Source organism: Serratia sp. LS-1, from assembly GCF_003719595.1.
Classification (GTDB): Bacteria; Pseudomonadota; Gammaproteobacteria; order Enterobacterales; family Enterobacteriaceae; genus Serratia; species Serratia ureilytica.
This window is the reverse complement of sequence record NZ_CP033504.1, coordinates 2,709,300-2,728,232: the sequence shown is the minus strand read 5'-3', so window position 1 is coordinate 2,728,232 and position 18,933 is coordinate 2,709,300. Positions and strand designations below refer to the sequence as shown.

The following is an 18,933-nucleotide window of genomic DNA, read 5'->3' as shown; positions in this document are numbered from 1 at the left end:
TAAGACGAATGTAGTCAGCACAGGGAGACATATTGATGACGGCACCTTCTGCTTTTGCCCGCGAGCTTGGGCTGCGCTATCCGATCGTTCAGGGGCCGATGAACGGCGCGTCGCCGCCGGCGCTGGCGGTGGCGGTGAGCAACGCCGGGGCGCTGGGATCGTGCGCGGCGGCGCTGTTTTCCCCAGCGGTGATCCTCGAGCGCGTGCAGCAGATCCGCGCGCAGACCGCCGCGCCGTTCAACATCAACCTGTTTCTGCTCGATGAGCAGCACCCGGATCTCGCCGAGCTCAAGCGCGCCCAACACCTGCTGCGGCCGTTCCGTGAAGCGCTGGGGCTGAGTGAGCCGCCCATGCCAACCCAATTCGCCGAAAACAACCGCGACCAGATCGCGGCCCTGCTGGAGGCTGCGCCGCCGGTGGTCAGCTTCACCTTCGGCGTGCTGCCGCGCGCGACGGTCACGCAGTTCAAGAAGGCCGGCTCGCGGGTGATCGGCACCGCCACCACGGTGGCGGAAGCCCGCGCCTGGGAAGAGGCGGGCGCCGACTTCGTCTGCGTCTCGGGCGCGGAGGCGGGGGGGCATCGCCCGACCTTCCTTGGCGATATCGAACAGTCCTGCGTCGGCCTGATGGCCCTGTTGCCGCAGGTGGCGGCGGCGGTGAAGATCCCGGCGATCGCCGCAGGCGGCATCATGAACGGGCGCGGCATCGCGGCGGCGCAATTGCTGGGCGCGCAGGCGGCGCAGCTGGGCACCGCATTCCTGTGCAGCCCGGAGTCGGGCATCGCCGAAGCCTGGCGAGCGGCGCTGCGCAACGCTGGCGATGACAGCACGCGCCTGACGCGCGCCTTCAGCGGCCGCCCGGCGCGCGGCATCGTCAATGATTTCATGCGGCAGATGCGCGCGGAAGAGGCGCAGATCCTGCCTTATCCGGTGCAGAACGCGCTCACCGGCGATATCCGCCAGGCGGCGGCCAAGGCCGGACGCGCGGAGTTTATGTCGCTGTGGGCCGGGCAGGGCGTAGGCCTGGCGCGGCCGATGCCGGCGGCGGAGCTGGTCGCCACCCTGGCGGCGGAGCTGGAAGCGGTGTGACCTCGTCGGCGCGATTTATTGCTGTGGCAATGTAAAAAGACGCCGGGGTGAGGCCTGAGAGAGATAAACAGTCCGGCGTGAAGGCCGGACTGCGGGTTTGCCTTGGCTAGACGAGAATATCGGCGGAAGCGTCGACATGCCCAACGATTTTGACAAGGAAATCAGGCAATTGATTGCCGGAGAGATTGATGGCCAGATCGGTGACATTCTGCTGCGCGTCATAATTCAGCGCCGCTTCATACAACGAGCCGCTTAAACTATCCACGAAGTGCAATTCGCTCCCTTCGGCCTTAGCCGTCTGGTTGAGCCACGACAGGTCGATTTTATCCACCGCCGTCTGGAAATCGCGGATCCAATCCGGCGCGGCGGCTTGGCTGTCGCCGGCTTCGCGGAAGACGAAGGTGTCCGCGCCTGCATTGCCCCAGAGCTGATCGGCGCCGCCGGCACCGTAAATGATGTCGTTGCCTGCACCGCCTTTTAACGTATTGTTCAGCGCGTTGCCCACAAGAATGTCGGCGCCGCTGCCGCCGATGATATTTTCAATCTGCGCGCCGTAGGCGATGGCGATATTCGCCTTCAAGCCGCCGACATCAGAGAATGCGCCTTCGTTAATGTTGATGCGCTGATCCTGGCTGTAGCCTGAAAAATCCAGCGTGTCATTGCCGCCGGCATCCCAGATAGCCGCCACGATTTTGTCCGTGGACGCCTTAACGCTCAAAAAGTCTCGGTCCGTATTCGAGTTGAAACCATAGGTGGTATCGCCGGTGCGCGTGGTGGTATTCGCGCCGTAAAGCTTCTGTATGGCGGTAATATCATCCAGCTGCGGCCCCGATGGCCAAACGCCTTTATAGTCAGCGCTGGTGTATTGTTCGTTAAAATAGCTCATCAAAGAATATTGATGGTCGTCTTCATAATACTTCGCCGAGTTGGCGTAGGTGGGGTAGGTGGCATTTGACGCATCATAATTGCCGGGATGAGAAAGCCCCAACGCATGCCCTATTTCATGGGTGAGTGTATCCCTGGCGTAGTTATTGGTTTGCGGATTGGAGGCGTCGTAGCCGTTATTGCCGCTGATCCAAATGGTGCTTTTTAGATTGCTCTGCGTACTTTCATACGAGGTGTAATTGCCCCCGCTGGCCGCCTTATAAAAACCAAACTTGATATCTGCATTTTTCGCGTCGTTGCCTTTAACCTCGGTGAACGTGATGTTGGCCACATCCGACCAGGATTGCAATGAAAGCTTGGTTTGGGCTTGCTGGGCGGCGGTAAGCTGCGCGGCGCCCGTCTTGTCGCTGCCCGTATAGACGGGGAAAGAGTAGGTCAAGGTAGCCGCATGGTCGGTCACGCCTTTGCCATTGGCGGAATAATGGCTCCTCAGCAGCAGATCTGAAACCTCTTGCGTGGTATATGACGGTTTACTGCTCCCCGCGTGATCGCCTCTTTCATAACGGGTTAAATAATCGGAAATCTTATCGGTCGCTAATGACATATCAAACTCCTTTGGACGTTGACAATATTGCACCTAACGCTCTATATGCTCGTACACAGGTTTGAAAATCAGGGGTAATTAAAGTGATATCATTGGCTTGCCTCCTTGGTCCGGCTTGAATGTTGCGTTCAAGCGGAATATATCCTTATCATTAATCACGGTGAGGAATTAATTGTGCACTGTGATTGAGTTAAAGCAGTATAAACACAATTATTTTATTAATGAGTTATTCTTATATGAATCTTTTACATAAGATATGAGTAAAAGACGTGTTTAAATAACTCGTTGGAATTAAATCTTTATTTAATATTTCTCTGTAATCGGCGCGCGGCGTTTGCGTCGCTGATTTATCTTTCTGCTTTTCCAGCTTTTTATCTGTGAAATGCGGTGAGTAGCCGCCATTGCCGTAACGCATAGAGGCGGCCGCACGCCGGCTGTCGTCATTAATCGGATACGGGATTATTGAGGGCGCCCGCGTACACCGATTAACTTGCCTGATACTTAAAAACTGTAGGTGCCCTGCGCCAGGACGAAGTTCATGTTTTTTAGCCCGGCATGGTGCTGCAGGCTGTTGCTGACGTCGAAGTAGACATAGGCCACCTTGAACTGAAGATCGCTGCGCGGTGTCCAGGTTGTTTCGACCTGATACTGGTTGCCGATAAAGCGCGAGCCTTGCGCGCTGCCTTTCACCGGGCGCATCGGCCCGAGGTAGAAGGCATCCTCGCGGCGTTGCCGCCATAGCGCGTCCCAGCTGAAGTCGATGGACAGAGTTTGCCACGGCGTGATCGTGACCGAAGGATGAATGGCGATCAGGTTCGCCGGCGCCACCAGCCCGTTCTCGGTCAGGTAGGGCAGCTTGGGGTACATGGCGTTAAAGGTATTGAGCTGCCCGTCGTGACCGTTTTTATCGCCGCTGGCGATGCCGATTTTGCCGCCAAAGCGCGGCCGCCAGCGCCAGTCGTTCGCCGTATAGCCGGCGTGCGCCGACGCCGACCAGGCGCGGATGTCGCGCTGTTCCGCGCTGCCGAACTGCCAGGCGGCCTCATTGTCCCAGTCGAAGCCCTGCGCCGCGCCGAAAATGCGCGCGCCGACGGTGTAGCGCCGCTCTTGCCCGCTGAGCTGCGCGTAGTGGGCGTCGTTATCTTCAAAGCCGAAGGTATAAAGATCGAGCGAGGAAGCCAGCGGCGTCAGCGGTGTGGTGCCGTACAGCCCCCATACCTTTTGGCTGTTGTCGGTATCGTCGTCGAAACTGCCGGTTTTGAGCGTAATGGGGTGGCCGATAAAGGCGTCGAGGCGGTTTTTGTCCTTGACCCAACTGGCGCGGATAGCGTCGAAGGAGCGGCGCACGTTGGGGCCGTCGCGGGTGCCCAGCAGGTGCAGCGAGCCCAGCGCAATCTCCTGGCGGCCGATCCGCAGGGTGCCGAGGCCGTAGGCGGTGGGCAGTTTCATATCCACATAGTCCTGGCCGAGGTAGGCATGATCTTCGTCGGTCGGCTTGCGCCCGCGGTCGCGCGGCGTGGCCAGCGACGATCCCACCTGCACATAGGCGCCGACATAGTCGCCGTAGTCGAGGCGCGCGCCAACCAGCAAGCGCTGCATGAAGGTGTCGTCGCGTCCGCCGTTCAGATCCCGCTGATCCGTCCATTCATAGCGCTCGCGCAGTGAACCGTCGAAAGACAACGTGGCCGCATCGCCCAACGGGATGTTTTTCCAGGGGGAAGCGGCGGGCTCCGCCGCCAGCGCGGGGAGCGTGGAGAACAGCAACAGTGCGGGTAGCGTGCGTTTCATCATGGATATCCGAAGAAAAAAGCGCGCCGCAGCGCGCCTTGGGTTTATTTAGCCGTCTGGTGAATTTCGGCGATATAGCCGCCGGGGAAGCTCACCAGCGCCGAGGCGCGGCGTTCCGCCGCCGTCGAATGCCACAGCACCTGCGCGCCGCTGGCCGTCGCTTTGGCCAGCGTGGCCGACAGATCGTCGACGCCATAGCCGGTGCGCTCATGGCCGAACGGATAAGGCAGATGTCCGTCGGTGACGAAAATGCGCGTTTTGCCGAAGCGGGAGTCCAGTTCGATCTGGCGGATCTTGCCGTTGCCGTTACGGCCGATCGCCGCATCGCTGACTTGCGCGTCGCTCGCCACCTTGGCGTGCGAGAATGCCCGATAGCTGTTAAGGAAGTCGTCGACGCGATAGGCGGAGAGGTACAGGCGGTTTTCCGGCACGCTCAGCAGCGGCTTGTAGTTGGGCGCTTTGGTGTGCCAATAAAGCTGCATGTTGACGCCGCCGGGCCACTGGATCACCGCGTCGCGGCCAATCGGATCGTCGAAGGGTTCGACCTGCACATCGGCGCCGGCGGCCTTGGCTTGCTGAATGGCGGCGTCCATATCCCTGACCAGAAAACCGTTGCGCTCAGCGCCAAACGGATGCGGGATCGGCGTTTTGAAATCGAACACCGAGAAGCTGCCGGCCGGCGTAAGTATCAGCTGGGAGTAGGTTTCGCTGGGCGTGGGCGTGACGTTGACCAGCACGCGTTCGGTGCTGGTGCCGCCGAAGGTTTTCAGGATGCTGTCGACAAAGGCATCCATCTTGCCGCGTTCGACGTAGACATGGGTGGTGTCATACTGCGGCCCTACGGCGACAGACGCCGTATCGGCCGCCCATGACATCGCCGGGAGCAGCAGAGCAAGGGCCGATATTCTCAGCCGACGAGAAGAAATGCCGATAATATGTTGCATGTTGACCTCCAGGTAGCGGTTATATTCCTGAGTGAAGCGTAATTTTCCATGAGCTTTCCCGTCGGCTGAAAAATAAAAACCAAAAGCGCAATGCGCGCCGTGAAACATTAACGAAGGGCAAACGTCAGGCGCCCAGGCGAATATCGCGCAGGTGCAGAACATCTATTTTTATGGCGTAAAACGATGGGGCGCCTTTGCCGGCCAAACCCACTGCCGCTAAGGGACGGCGATGATGAGACCCGCCTCGCCGCGTGTTGAGGTGTATCGAGGATAATCCATAACGGTCATCTCCTTGATGGGATATATCGCATTAACGATGTGAGTTTACGCTCTTCATTGCCCTCTAAATATAAATACAGCATTAAAAGAATTGCCGCCCATCAAATTTTTATATGACTTGTTGAGTAAATACGAATAAGCGGGAAAAGAGAATATCGCGGCGCCTGACAGGGCTGACGGAGAGGGGGAGGCGGTGTTTATCTCGGGAGAGAAAACGGCCTGCCGAAGCAGGCCGTTGGAAGGCGTTACGCCAGATCGAAACGATCGAGGTTCATCACTTTGTTCCAGGCGGCGACGAAGTCGTGGGCGAACTTCTCTTGCCCGTCGGCGCTGCCGTAGACTTCGGCCAGCGCGCGCAGCTGCGCGTGCGAACCGAACACCAGATCGACGCGGGTGCCGGTCCATTTAACCGCGCCGCTGCGGCGATCGCGGCCTTCGAACAGGCCGTCTTCACCGACCGGGTGCCAGGTGGTGCCCATGTCGAGCAGGTTGACGAAGAAGTCGTTGGTCAGCGCCTGCGGGCGGTGGGTGAACACGCCGTGCTGCGTGCCGCCGACGTTGGCGCCGAGCACGCGCAGCCCGCCGACCAGCACCGTCATTTCCGGCGCGGTCAGGGTCAACAGCTGCGCCTTGTCGACCAGCAGCGTTTCGGCCGGCACGCGGTATTTGCCCTTCAGGAAGTTGCGGAAACCGTCGGCGAGCGGCTCCATCGCCTCGAAGGAGTCCACGTCGGTCTGTTCCTGCGAGGCGTCCATGCGGCCCGGGGCGAACGGCATCGTCAGGGTGAAACCGGCGTTCTTCGCCGCCTGTTCCACGCCCGCCGCGCCGGCCAGCACGATCAGATCCGCCAGCGAGACGCGTTTGCCGCCGGTCTGCGCATCGTTGAAGGCGCGTTGGATACTCTCCAGCTTGGCCAGCGTCGCGGCGAGCTGCGCAGGTTGGTTGACCGCCCAGTCCTTTTGCGGCGCCAGGCGAATGCGCGCGCCGTTGGCGCCGCCGCGCTTGTCTGAGCCGCGGAAGCTGGAAGCGGAAGCCCAGGCGGTGGAGACCAGCGCCGACACCGACAGGCCGGAAGCCAGCACGGCGTTTTTCAGCGCGGCGATGTCCTGCTCATCGATCAGCGGATGATCGACCGCCGGGATCGGATCCTGCCAAATCAACGCTTCCTGCGGCACTTCCGGGCCGAGGTAGCGCGCGCGCGGCCCCATGTCGCGGTGGGTCAGCTTGAACCAGGCGCGGGCGAAGGCGTCGGCCAGCTCCTCCGGGTGCTCATAGAAGCGGCGCGAAATCTTCTCGTAGGCCGGATCGAAGCGCAGCGACAGGTCGGTGGTCAGCATGGTCGGGCGGCGCTTCTTGTTCGGGTCGAAGGCGTCGGGAATGGTTTCGCCGATGTCTTTCGCCACCCACTGGTGCGCGCCGGCCGGGCTTTGGCTCAGCTCCCATTCGTATTCGAACAGGTGGCGGAAGAAGTCATGGTTCCACTGGGTCGGGGTGGTGGTCCAGGTCACTTCCAGGCCGCTGGTGATGGCGTCTTTGCCGACGCCGGTGCCGAAGGTGCTGTGCCAGCCGAGGCCCTGCGCTTCCAGTCCGGCCGCTTCCGGATCGGCGCCGACGTGAGACGCCGGGCCGGCGCCGTGGGTCTTGCCGAAGGTGTGGCCGCCGGCGATCAGCGCCACGGTTTCTTCGTCGTTCATCGCCATGCGGGCGAAGGTTTCACGGATGTCGCGCGCGGCGGCCACCGGATCAGGGTTGCCGTCCGGGCCTTCCGGGTTGACGTAGATCAGGCCCATCTGCACCGCCGCCAGCGGGTTTTCCAGATCGCGGTCGCCCGAGTAGCGGCTGTTCGGCCCGCCGCTCAGTTCCAGCCAGATCTTCTCAGACCCCCAGTAGACGTCGTCCGGCTCCCAGGTGTCGGCGCGGCCGCCGGCGTAGCCGAAGGTTTTGAAGCCCATCGATTCCAGCGCCACGTTGCCGGTCAGGATAATCAGATCGGCCCAGGAGATGTTGCGGCCATATTTCTGCTTGATTGGCCACAGCAGGCGGCGCGCCTTGTCGAGACTGACGTTGTCCGGCCAGCTGTTGAGCGGGGCGAAGCGCTGTTGGCCTTCGCCCGCGCCGCCGCGGCCGTCGCCGATGCGGTAGGTGCCGGCGCTGTGCCAGGCCATGCGGATGAACAGGCCGCCGTAGTGGCCGAAGTCCGCCGGCCACCATTCCTGCGAATCGGTCATCAGGGCGTGCAGATCCTGTTTGACCGCCGCCAGATCGAGGCTGTTGAAGGCATCGGCGTAGTTGAAGTCTTTATCCATCGGATCGGACAGGGGGGAGTGCTGGTGCAGCGGTTTCAGGCTGAGCTGATTAGGCCACCAATCCTGATTGGTGGGGCCGTTCTGCGGTGCGGGCTGCTTGCCGCCCGAAAACGGGCATTTGCTTTCAGTTGTCATAATGCGCTCTCTGCTTCCGTAAAGATGCTCCAGCCGCCGGGCGTGGAGCGGTTAACAAGGCATGCGGGTAAGGCTTGCGTCGGGTGTTGCGCTAAATAACTGAACTCAATCGATTGACGTCTCCCTCGCCGCCAACGGGCAAAGGGGGACATAGGGCTAAGCTTAGTCAGCGGCGGCGGAGAGATAAAATAGGAATGAGTGAATATTGTGATAGCTTGCGGCGATTTATGGGTGTGCTATTGATAGTCAACACGCCGCGTTATCGGCGCCGCAACATGAACGCGAGCACTGCGTCCGCCAGCTTGCCGAACGGCGCGCGCAGCAGGTCGGTAAAGCGCCAGCGGCTCTGGATGAAAACGCCTTTGGCGTGGCTCAGCGCCCGAAATCCTTCGATGCCGTGACAGGCTCCCATGCCGCTGGGGCCGATGCCGCCGAACGGCAGGTCGTCCTGGGCGAAGTGCAGCAGGGTGGCGTTGATGCTGACGTTGCCGGAGGCGGTGCGCGCCAGCAGCCGGTCCCGATCCTCGCCCGGCGGGCCGAAGTAGTAGAGCGCGAGCGGGCGGGGCGCGGCGTTGATAACGTCGATCGTTTCATCAAAGGCGGCGTAGGTGCGCACCGGCAGCAGCGGCCCGAAGATCTCTTCTTGCATGATCGCGCTGTCATCGGGGGCGCCGACGATAAGCGTAGGGGCCAGCGTGTTCGGCCGTTCAGACGCCGAGTCCGGGCGGTGGCCGACCGGATGGATTTTCGCGCCGCGCGCCTGGGCGTCGGCAAGCAGCGCTTGCAAGCGGCGATAGTGCCTGTTGTTGATGATGGCACCGTAGTCGTCGCCGGTTGGCCCGTCGGGATAAAAGCTTTTAACCGCCGCGTCATAGAGCGCCATGAAGCTTGCCAGATCGTCCTGATGAATCAGCAGGTAATCGGGCGCGATACAGGTTTGGCCCGCGTTCGACAGCTTGCCGAACGCCACGCTCTTGACGTTTCTGGCGTTAACCGCGCCGCGCGCCATAACGGCAGGGCTTTTGCCGCCCAGTTCGAGCGTTAACGGCACCAGATGTTTGCCGGCCGCCTGCATGACCTGACGGCCGATCGCCGTGCTGCCGGTGAACACCAGATGGTCGAACGCCAGCTCGCTGAATCTGGCCCCGACGTCCGGCCCGCCGGTCACGACGGCGACCTCATCGGCGGGAAACAGCGCCGCCAGCATCGTTTCGATCAGGCGGCTGGTATGCGGCGTGAGCTCCGAAGGTTTCAGCATCACGCGGTTGCCGGCGGCCAGGGCGGTGGCCAGCGGGATGAAGGTCAACGAGAAGGGATAGTTCCACGGCGCCATGATGCCAATCACGCCCTTGGGCTGATATTGCACATAGGCGCGTGCGGCCTGATACGGCAGGGCGACGTGGCGGCGCTCCGGCTTCATGAAGCGTTTCAGGTTGCGCAGCAGGTAATCGATCGCCTGAACGGTGACCAGAATCTCCAGAATGTCGGTTTCGTAAGGCGAACGGTGGCCGAAGTCCGCGCTGACGGCCGCCGCCAGCGCGGCGCGCTGGGCCAGAATGGCGCTCCGCAAGCGGCGCAGGGCGGCCTTGCGCTGTTGCATCGTCGGCGCGCCGTCGCGCAGGAAGGCGTGGCGCTGGGCGGCAAGCCGCGGCTCCATCGTCATGAGGATGTCATCTCCCTGCACTTGAATTCTCCTGATGCCGAGTGAAAGCGGGAATGCGGTTTGCCGAATTGTGTTTGACCTTAAAGTGAACTTTAAACCTATACTCGTTAAACGATCAACGCAAGATCGTCGGCCAACCGGGATGAGGGAGCCAGAGATCCCGGCGCCGTGCGCAGTATAAACCTTCTTTTTTAACCAGAGTGTAAATGGGAGAAACGACATGGGTTATGTAACGACCAGCGATGGCGTCGAGATTTTCTACAAGGATTGGGGCCCAAAAAACGGCAAGGTTATCTACTTCCACCACGGCTGGCCGCTGTCCAGCGATGACTGGGATGCCCAGATGCTGTTCTTCGTGAACAAAGGGTTCCGCGTGGTTGCGCACGATCGCCGCGGCCACGGCCGCTCCAGCCAGGTGTGGGAAGGGCACGACATGGATCACTACGCCGATGATGTCGCCGCGGTGGTAAAACACCTCGGCGTACAGGGCGCCATGCACGTGGGCCACTCGACCGGCGGCGGCGAGGTGGTGCGCTACATCGTGCGCCACGGCGAGGACAAGGTGTCCAAAGCGGTGCTGATCAGCGCGGTGCCGCCGCTGATGGTGAAAACGGACAGTAACCCGCAGGGCACCCCAAAATCGGTATTCGATGATTTCCAGGCGCAGCTGGCCGCCAACCGGGCGCAATTCTATTACGACGTGCCCGCCGGCCCGTTCTACGGCTATAACCGTCCGGGCGCCAAACCGTCGGAGGCCATTATCTGGAACTGGTGGCGGCAGGGCATGATGGGCGGCGCCAAGGCGCACTATGACGGCATCGTCGCCTTCTCGCAGACCGATTTCACCGAAGATCTCAAGAAGATTGCCATTCCGGTGCTGGTGATCCACGGCGACGACGACCAGGTGGTGCCTTATCAGGATTCCGGCGCGCTGTCGGCCAAGCTGGTGCAAAACGGCACGCTCCATACCTATAAGGGCGCGCCGCACGGCATACCGACTACCCATGCCGATCAGGTCAACGCCGATCTGCTGGCGTTCGTGAACAGTTAAGCGCGAACAAGCACTTTTGCTCCGCCCTGAGTGGGCGGAGTTTTTTTCATTGCGATGAGGAACGCCAATGCAAACGATCCTGGGCGCCAGTGGCCAGATCGCCCAAGAGCTGGCGCGTGAACTGAAGCGCGCGTACACCGATGATTTAAGATTGGTCAGCCGCAACCCGAGGAAGGTCAACGACAGCGATACGCTGGTCGCGGCCGACCTGCTCGATGCACAGCAGACCCTGGCGGCGGTGAAGGGCAGCGACGTGGTGTATTTCGCCGCCGGCCTGCCGCCGGATTCGGCGCTGTGGGAGCGGCAATTTCCGACCATGCTGCAGAATGCGTTGGACGCCAGCCGTACCGCGGGCGTGCCCTTTGTTTATTTCGACAATACCTATATGTATCCGCAGAACGGCGAGCCGCAGACGGAATCGACGCCGTTCGCGCCTCGGGGGCGCAAGGGACGGGTGCGCGCTCTGATGACCGAGAAGGTGCTCGACGAGATGGAGCGCAAGCAGATCCCCGTGCTGATCGGTCGTGCGCCCGAGTTTTATGGGCCGGGAAAAACGCAGAGCTTCACCAATGCGCTGATCGTCGACAGGCTGAAAGCGGGGGAAAAACCGCGCGTGCCGGTTCGCGACGACAGGCTGCGCACGCTGATCTGGACGCCCGACGCCAGCCGTGGGTTAGCCCGGCTCGGCAATACGCCCGACGCGTTCGGCCAGACGTGGCATCTCCCGTGCTGCGACGAGCGGCTCACCTATGCGCAGTTCGCCGCGTTGGCCTGCGAGGTGTTTGGGAAGGAGATTTCATATTCCGTTATCGGCAAATGGGCGTTGATCGCCGCGGGGTTGGTTTCGTCCGGGGCGCGAGAGATGCGCGAGCTGCTGCCGCGCTACGAGCACGATAACCTGTTCGACTCGACCAAGTTCAAACAGCGTTTTCCCGACTTCGCCGTCACGACGTATCGCGCCGGGCTGGAAACGATTTGGCGGGAGTGGAAAAACGCGCAAGCGCCGCGCTGAGGCGTCCGTCGCGCCATGAGCAGGCGCATTCGGCACCCTGTCATCACTCTGCCCTCATGATCCTCTCGCACCGTCTCGATCGGCGCGAGCGAGCCTCGCCCTTCACCGGGCGGGGCTTTTTATTGGCTGCGGCAGCGCGTCACCAGTGATAGCTGATGCCCATATCGAGTTTGTCCGACGCATCGACGCCGGGAGCGTGCCGAGAAAGGTTATTGAATTCATAGTTAATAAACACCTGCATGTTGCTATTGAGCAACCAGGTCACGCCCAACTCCTCGTAGTTCAATAAGTCGGTGTTGCGGCCTGCCCGGGCCTGTATCAAACGGGTATAGCCGATGTTGGGTTGGATGTGGTCCGTCAGCCGGTATTTGGCGAGCGCTTCATAACTGGACGCCGAGCCGCGGTTAGCGGTTTGTTGCGGGCTGATGGCGTTGTCGCTTTGGGTGAACACGGCCGCGAGATAGATTTTTTTCGACGCATAGAGAACCCCCTCGGCCAGCGTATCGATGCGCCGACGATAGCCGGCGGCGCGTTGCTGCCGCTGCGTGGTTTGAGACGCCGAAGCGGCGGCGATGAGGCTGAGCGTCGGCGTCAGCGCATAGCGGAAGGAGGCGCCGAACCCGTTGCCGTTTTGTTTGCCCAGCGCCTGTCGATCGTCGCCGTCTTTGAACTGATACTGCAGCGCGAGGGCGGCGTGCCGCTGAAACAGGCTGAAAGGTTTGCGGTAAGTGAGCAGGTTGTGCGCCCGGCCGCGCATAAAGTTGTCGATGTAGTTGTAGGCCATTTCTCTGAACAGCGGGGAGCGATCGGTCAGGGCGGTCACATCATAGAGCACGCCCCAGTTGCGGCCGATATCGAGGCTGCCCAGGGCGGCGTTCTGCACGCCGAGGTAGGCGAGCCGGGTGCTGTTTCGGGTGGCGTCGGCGAAGCTGACGGTATATTCCCAATGGGCGTAGGCCCGCCAGCGCGGCGCGATCTTTTTTTTGCCGATCAGGCCGAAATAGAGATAGCTGCGGTCGCCGTCGTCGCGTTCGCTTTGGCCGCTGTAGCGTCTGGCGATAATCGTGCCGTAGAAATTCAGGCTGCTGTGTTGCGATACCGTCAGCGGCACGGCGAAGGCGCTGCGCGGCAACAGGGCCAGCAGCGGGAGCCACAGGCTCGCCGAAAAAGCGCGAGGATTGCATTTTATCATGATGACGCCGTCCCTGTGCGCGGCAAGCCGGCCGGCTTGCCGTCCTGGTGAAGCTTAAGCGTGCGTGACGTGTTTAAAGTAGCTGACGATCCCCTGCGTGATGGCGGTGGCGATTTTATTTCGGAATGCAGGGGTACCCAGCAGCCTTTCTTCCTCGGGGTTGGTGATGAACGAGGTTTCCACCAATACCGAAGGAATGTACGGGGATTTCAACACCACGAAGGCCGCCTGTTCGGTATTTTTGGCATGCAAATGATGGATGGGCGCAATATGTTGGATCAGGTGCGAGCCCAGCGTCAGGCTTTCTTTGATGGTTTCCGTTTGTTCCAAATCAAACAGTATCTTCTGCAAATAGCGATCTTTCTTGATGACGTGGGGGCCGGCGAGATCGTCCGCCGCGTTTTCACTGTTCGATAAGTATTTCGCCATCGCGCTGCTGGCGCCCTTAGTGGAAAGCGCAAAGACCGAAGCGCCGCAGGCGCTGGGGCAGGTAAAGCCGTCGGCGTGAATCGACATGAAAAGATCCGCGCCGTGCCGGTGCGCGATCTCCACCCGATCGTACAGCGGAATAAAAACGTCGCTGTCGCGCGTCAGGCGGGCATCGATGCCGTGTCGATCGAGCTGCGCCCGCACGTTTCTGGCGATCGCCAGAACGACATGTTTTTCCAGCGAACCGGTGTGGCCAATGGCGCCGGAGTCGATGCCGCCATGGCCGGGATCCAACATGACCAGGAATCGTTTTCGCGCACCCTGAGGGCCCGCCTGTTTTTTGGGGCGTGGCAAGCCGTGGGCGCTAGCCAGCGGAGAAACGGCGCTATTGAGCGCCAGAGCCGCCAGCCCGGCCAGCATCATTCTGCGGCGGGACAAGCGCGTGTTCAAAAGGTCCTTCTTAGCCATAAGGTTAACCCGCATAAAGGGAAGGTCGTTGTGTTATAACATAACAACTTATGCTGGCATCATCGTCGTCTGTTAGCGCCTGTTACTTTTAATGTCATTCTATAAATCAACTGGTTTTTTATACTGAGTATATTTATTTAATTGGGTGTTTATATTGTGACTTATTTGTATTTCATTTGTTAATTCTTATTTTGAAACACTATGCAATCCAATATTTCAAATGAGATTTATTACCATCCAATAATGATATGTTATAACGTAATTACAAAAATTGATAAAAACGGCGTCTTTGCCGCCGGCATGCCGGCATAAAGACACCCACGTTTTTGGAGCGTTAACATGACTTTTAAACACCAGGAAAAAGAGACGCTAAATCTATTCGCGGTTCTCGCCGTCTCGTTAAGCACGGTCATCGCCATGCTCGACAGCACCATCGCTAACGTAGCGCTGCCGGTGATCGCGAAAGATTTCGCCGTTTCCGAATCGGCCTCCATCATGATTATCAATGCCTACCAGTTTGCCGTCGTCGCGTCGTTGATGCCCTTTGCGGCGCTGGGCAGAGCGGTGGGCAATAAAAAAATCTTTATGGCCGGGGTGGTGCTGTTTGCTTTCTCCTCGTTGGGCTGCGCGCTTTCCGACACGCTGGCGATGCTGACGGCGTTCCGAGTGATACAGGGCTTCGGCGCCGCGGCGGTGCTCAGCGTCAATGCGGCGCTGATTAAGGAGATCTACCCGGCAAGGCTGCTGGGGCGCGGCCTGGGGATTAACGTGATGGTGGTGTCGGTTTCCGCCGCCGCCGGGCCGTCCATCGCCTCGGCGATACTTTCTCAAACGAGCTGGAACTGGCTGTTCACCATCAATGTTCCCATCGCCTGCCTGTCGCTGCTGCTGAGCGTGATATTTCTGGGCTCCCGCGAGCGGCGCAGCGTTGGCTTCGACAGCGGGGGCGCCCTGTTGGTGTTTGTGCTGTTTATCGCTTTCTCGCTCAGCACGATGAGCATGACCACCCGCCATCTGCCGGCGGCGGCGCTGAGCTTTGCGGTATTCGCCGGACTGGCCGGGTGGCTGTACATCAATCAGAAAAGAAAGGCCAACGCCGCGCTGATCCCGGTCGCGATGCTGCATAACCCGACGCTGTCATTGTCTTTGCTGATGTCGATGCTGTCTTACAGCACCCAGCTTTTGGCTTTTGTATCGCTGCCTTTTTATTTCCACAATGTCCTGCAAAGAAACGTGGTGGAAATCGGTCTGCTGCTGACCGCCTGGCCGCTGGCCACCATGGTTTCGTCGTTGATTTCCGGCGATTTGACCAAGAAATACGATCCCAATCTCGTCGCCCTGTCAGGCCTCGCCTGCTTGTTGGCCGGCATGCTGCTGATGGCCAACCTGCCGGCCGATCCGTCGAATGGGGCGATCGTATGGCGTGTGGCGCTGTGCGGCATCGGTTTCGGCCTGTTTCAATCACCGAACAACCTGCTGATCATGACTTCGGTCTCTCATGAAAACAGCAGCATCGCCAGCGGTCTGTTGGGCAGTTCCCGGTTGATCGGGCAAATCGTCGGTTCGGCGTTAGTAGCGATTTTCTTCAATATGCGCGGCGCGCAAGCGACGACTATCAGCTTAATGGCGGGGGCGGCGTTCTCGTTTCTCTCTCTGGCCGTGAGCTATATGCGCTTCAAGTCCGCCGTTACGTTAAAAACCAGCAAATAAGCACGTTCGAGGTTTCCCATGCGATTCACACACCTGGTGCCGCTCATTATCGGGATGGCGGCGTTTTCCCTCAGCGGCTGCTCGACCTACCACGACGTGGCGCTGCAACAAAAAGAGGCGGGGCTCAATAGCCCGTATTATCTGTTGCAGCCGCCGGTGTATGTCGGCGATCGGCTGAAATACGGCCTGAAGGACGGCAGCGGCGGCGAGCTGACGGTAGCGAAGGTTGAACCGAAAGACATCGTTGCCGACAGCGGAAAAATCATTCCCCTGTCGCAACTCTCTTTCCTGCAGCGAAAAGACATTTCCGAAGGAAAAACCGCCGCGTTGGTCGGCGGCGGCGCGGTCGCCACCGCGGCGATCGTTTTCGTTGCCGGGATCACCATCATGGCCGCCGGCATCGCCGCCTCGGCCTGACACCGCTCATCGACGCGCGCCATTGCGCGTGCGCGCAGGAGGCCTCATGGCCGTAAAACTGACATTCATCGCCACCGCCTTGCTGGCGATAGCCGCTTTGCCGATGCTGCCTTGCGCCGGCGCCAGCCAGCCGGAAGCGGCCGCGCTGCCGCAGAGCGCGGCGGCGCAAACGCTGCCCGGCAGCTACCCGCGGATCGTCATCACCGGCAACTGCCCCTTCGGCGTGATCCTGGCCAACGAGGCGGCCTATCGGCACGTCGTCGGCGTCGGCCCCTGGGCATTCATGCATGCCGATATGCATGTGTTGAAAGACATGAAGCCTGACATCGGCAGGATCACGTCCGATTTCATCAATAAGGACTATCGGGTCAACATGGAGTCGTTAATGAATCTGCGGCCCGACATCATTTATTACTACGGCAAAAGCCAGGACGATCGGCTGGAAAGGGCGGGCGTGATGACGGTCGATCTGGACGCCGGCGGGAAGACCAAATACCAGCCGATGGTCACCCAGGTGTATTGGGAAAATACCTTCGCCGACACCCTTGGCCTGCCGCGCACGCATAAATTCAAAGACGCCTGGGAAAGGACCCTGAAGCAGATCCGCCCCTATGCCGCAGCCATCCGCGCGCAACACGTCAGGGCGTTATATCTGGAAGAAAGCGACGGCAGGCAGCTGAAGGTGAGCGGCCCGCACACCTACGGCGACACCTATCTGAAAATGGCCGGCATGGATAATGTCGCCGGAGATTTGCCGGTGAAGGGCGATGCCGGCAGGTACATCAACGTGTCGATGGAGCAGATCATGGCCTGGGATCCGGATGTGATTTTCGTGGTGTTCGGCAGCGCCAAAGCGCTGCTGCACGGGGGGATCCCCGGCCAGGCGTGGGAGACGCTCAGGGCGGTAAAAAACGGCAAGGTTTTCTCGACGCCGGTGGGCATTCATAACTGGGGGGGCCTGTCGGCGGAAACATCACTGCTGCCGCTGTTTATGATCAACCGGTATGCCCCTGAAGACATTAGCGACAAAACGCTGCGGGAGGAGACGCGCCGTTATTATCAGACGATGTTCTCTTATGCGATCCCGGACCGGTTGCTGGATGAGGTGCTGGCACAGCGCTAGTGCCACGGTTAAATAGCGTGAGTTCGTTGGAGGAGCTTGGAGATGCCGGGCAGAGGAAAATATGTGGCGATCATGGCGGGATTGTTTATTTCGCTCTGTGTGGTCGCCTTCGCATCACTGTTTGCCGGCCGCTATGCCTTGTCGGCCCACGATGTGGTGCAGATTTTATGGCAGGGGAACATGTCGGGGGAAAACCAGGCCCGCTATTCGGTGATTTTTAACCTGCGCGCGCCGCGGGTGGTGGCGGTGATGCTGGTGGGCGGCGGGTTGGCGGTCGCCGGCGCGACCTTTCAGGCGGTGCTGAAAAACGCGTTGGCCAGTCCGGACGTGCTGGGCACCTCTTCCGCCTCCGCCTTTGGCGCGGCGCTGGGCATTCTATTGAGTTTGCCCTTTGCCCTGAGTTCCCTGCTGTCGTTTCTTTTCGGCGTGGTGAGTTTGTTGCTGGTGCTGGGCATTTGCCGCCTCAAACGCCGGCAGGATGCGCTCACCACGATTTTGTCCGGCATGATTATCGCGTCGCTGTTTATCGCGTTTGTCTCGGTCATAAAATATGTCGCCGATCCGCAGGATACCTTGCCGGCGATCGTCTTCTGGCTAATGGGCAGCTTCGCTTCGGTGGCGAAAGCGCAGGTTTATTGGCTGATCCCGCTGTTTGCGGCGTGTTACCTGACTATCTACCGGCTCAGGTGGAACATGAACATTCTCTCGCTGGGGGACGACGAGGCGCGCATCGCCGGCCTGAATCCACCCCGGCTGAAGATCCTGCTGCTGATCGCCGCCTCCCTGCTGGTTTCCGCCTCGGTGAGCTTGGCCGGCGTGGTGGGGTGGGTCGGCTTGGTGATCCCGCATTTGGTGAGAAGCGTGCTGGGATATAACCACGGCCGCCTGATCCCGGCTTCGGCGCTGAGCGGGGCGCTGTTTTTGCTGGCGATCGACAATATCGCCAGAGGTGCCACCTATGCTGAAATCCCGATCGGCATCCTGACCGCACTGATCGGCGCGCCGCTTTTCGCTCTCCTTTTTATTATGAGCAGCAAACATGATCACAGTTAACCAGCTGACCCTGGGTTTCAAGGGGCGAGAACCCCTTCTTGACAACGTCAGTTTTCATCTGGCGCGGGGCGAGATCCTCAGCGTGCTCGGGCCGAACGGCGCCGGTAAAACCACGTTGCTGAGACACATCGCGGGCCTGTGCCGGCCCCTGTCTGGCGGGTGCAAGATCGGCCTGGTCGACAATCGGCCCGCCCGGTTGGCCTATGTGCCGCAGGCGAAAACGCCGCATTTCGCTTATGGGGTACTCGATTTTGTCACTTTCGGCTGTGCTCGCCAGGCGGGATGGTTCGCCAGGCCGCGGCGGCAAGATGTCGCCAGGGCGCAGGCGGTGTTGCATGCGCTGGAGATCGCGCCGCTGGCGCAGAAAAACATCAATCAGATCAGCGGCGGGGAACTGCAGATGTGTTATTTCGCCAAGGCGCTGGCGGCGGATCCCGACGTCATGATCCTCGACGAACCGGAGTCGAACCTGGATTTTTACAATCAGGCTAAAATGATCGAGATGCTCTGGCGCCTCGCCAAAGAGCGGCAGATGACGATCGTGCTGAATACGCATTTTCTGCATTACGCCGATCGCATCTCCGACAAGTGCCTGCTGATGAATAAGCGACAGTGCATGTTTGGCGATAAAAACGCCTTGCTGCAAGAGGATATCCTGGAGCGCTACTTCCAGGTGCCGGTGAGAAAGTGCCGGTACGAATATGCCGGCGTCAGCGAAGAAACGTTCATTGTCGCGCTACGGCACCCCGCTTGAGCGCCGCCAGTGCGAGGACGATTGAGGGATAT

At 60.2% G+C, this 18,933-nt stretch carries 15 protein-coding genes; 8 read left to right on the top strand and 7 right to left on the bottom strand.

Annotated elements, in window-relative coordinates; translation table 11 throughout:
• Nucleotides 1-35 precede the first annotated feature (35 nt).
• Nucleotides 36-1,088 (top strand): nitronate monooxygenase family protein, encoded by a 1,053-nt coding sequence (locus tag EDY99_RS13095; protein ID WP_122016235.1) that lies wholly within the window; start codon nt 36-38, stop codon nt 1,086-1,088.
• A gap of 106 nt (nt 1,089-1,194) precedes the next feature.
• Here EDY99_RS13095 and EDY99_RS13090 read toward each other — a convergent pair whose 3' ends face one another.
• From EDY99_RS13090 to EDY99_RS13070, 5 genes are all read right to left on the bottom strand, one after another.
• Nucleotides 1,195-2,577 carry a serralysin family metalloprotease gene (locus tag EDY99_RS13090; RefSeq protein ID WP_033643741.1) on the bottom strand — a complete coding sequence of 461 codons (1,383 nt, stop codon included), beginning with the start codon at nt 2,575-2,577 and terminating at the stop codon, nt 1,195-1,197.
• Between the two features lie 501 nt (nt 2,578-3,078).
• On the bottom strand, nt 3,079-4,368 hold the full coding sequence (locus EDY99_RS13085; RefSeq protein ID WP_123061817.1) for an alginate export family protein: 1,290 nt from the start codon (nt 4,366-4,368) through the stop codon (nt 3,079-3,081).
• A gap of 41 nt (nt 4,369-4,409) precedes the next feature.
• Nucleotides 4,410-5,309, bottom strand: coding sequence for a glyoxalase/bleomycin resistance/dioxygenase family protein (locus tag EDY99_RS13080; protein WP_046688515.1), 900 nt, complete (start codon nt 5,307-5,309; stop codon nt 4,410-4,412).
• Between the two features lie 524 nt (nt 5,310-5,833).
• On the bottom strand, nt 5,834-8,029 hold the full coding sequence (gene katG, locus EDY99_RS13075) for a catalase/peroxidase HPI (protein ID WP_123061816.1): 2,196 nt from the start codon (nt 8,027-8,029) through the stop codon (nt 5,834-5,836).
• 259 nt (nt 8,030-8,288) lie between these two features.
• Nucleotides 8,289-9,692, bottom strand: a complete 1,404-nt coding sequence (locus EDY99_RS13070; protein WP_164489278.1) for a coniferyl aldehyde dehydrogenase — start codon at nt 9,690-9,692, stop codon at nt 8,289-8,291.
• 220 nt (nt 9,693-9,912) lie between these two features.
• Here EDY99_RS13070 and EDY99_RS13065 point away from each other — a divergent pair, with 220 nt between their 5' ends.
• Both EDY99_RS13065 and EDY99_RS13060 read left to right on the top strand, forming a co-directional pair.
• A complete protein-coding gene (locus tag EDY99_RS13065) occupies nt 9,913-10,743 on the top strand; it encodes an alpha/beta fold hydrolase (protein WP_033643735.1) in 831 nt (276 codons plus the stop codon).
• Between the two features lie 67 nt (nt 10,744-10,810).
• A complete protein-coding gene (locus EDY99_RS13060) occupies nt 10,811-11,755 on the top strand; it encodes an NAD-dependent epimerase/dehydratase family protein (protein WP_033643734.1) in 945 nt (314 codons plus the stop codon).
• Nucleotides 11,756-11,894: 139 nt separating this feature from the next.
• On the opposite strand, the gene EDY99_RS13055 is transcribed toward EDY99_RS13060, so the two are convergent.
• Both EDY99_RS13055 and amiA read right to left on the bottom strand, forming a co-directional pair.
• Nucleotides 11,895-12,947, bottom strand: a complete 1,053-nt coding sequence (locus EDY99_RS13055; RefSeq protein WP_033651859.1) for a porin — start codon at nt 12,945-12,947, stop codon at nt 11,895-11,897.
• A gap of 54 nt (nt 12,948-13,001) precedes the next feature.
• Nucleotides 13,002-13,844 carry an N-acetylmuramoyl-L-alanine amidase AmiA gene (gene amiA / locus EDY99_RS13050; protein ID WP_033643732.1) on the bottom strand — a complete coding sequence of 281 codons (843 nt, stop codon included), beginning with the start codon at nt 13,842-13,844 and terminating at the stop codon, nt 13,002-13,004.
• Nucleotides 13,845-14,183: 339 nt separating this feature from the next.
• Here amiA and EDY99_RS13045 point away from each other — a divergent pair, with 339 nt between their 5' ends.
• The 5 genes from EDY99_RS13045 to EDY99_RS13025 are packed head-to-tail and all read left to right on the top strand — an operon-like array spanning nt 14,184 to nt 18,901.
• Nucleotides 14,184-15,554 (top strand): MFS transporter, encoded by a 1,371-nt coding sequence (locus EDY99_RS13045; RefSeq protein WP_033651857.1) that lies wholly within the window; start codon nt 14,184-14,186, stop codon nt 15,552-15,554.
• An 18-nt stretch (nt 15,555-15,572) separates the two neighbouring features.
• Nucleotides 15,573-15,971 carry a hypothetical protein gene (locus EDY99_RS13040; protein WP_047574509.1) on the top strand — a complete coding sequence of 133 codons (399 nt, stop codon included), beginning with the start codon at nt 15,573-15,575 and terminating at the stop codon, nt 15,969-15,971.
• Nucleotides 15,972-16,017: 46 nt separating this feature from the next.
• A complete protein-coding gene (locus EDY99_RS13035) occupies nt 16,018-17,094 on the top strand; it encodes an ABC transporter substrate-binding protein (RefSeq protein WP_226772917.1) in 1,077 nt (358 codons plus the stop codon).
• A gap of 42 nt (nt 17,095-17,136) precedes the next feature.
• Complete coding sequence (locus EDY99_RS13030) at nt 17,137-18,147, top strand: iron ABC transporter permease (RefSeq protein ID WP_123061815.1); 1,011 nt, start codon at nt 17,137-17,139, stop codon at nt 18,145-18,147.
• Nucleotides 18,134-18,901: an ABC transporter ATP-binding protein gene (locus EDY99_RS13025; RefSeq protein ID WP_123061814.1), complete on the top strand. Its 768-nt coding sequence runs from the start codon at nt 18,134-18,136 to the stop codon at nt 18,899-18,901. The genes EDY99_RS13030 and EDY99_RS13025 overlap by 14 nt, the downstream gene beginning before the upstream one ends.
• Nucleotides 18,902-18,933 lie beyond the last annotated feature (32 nt).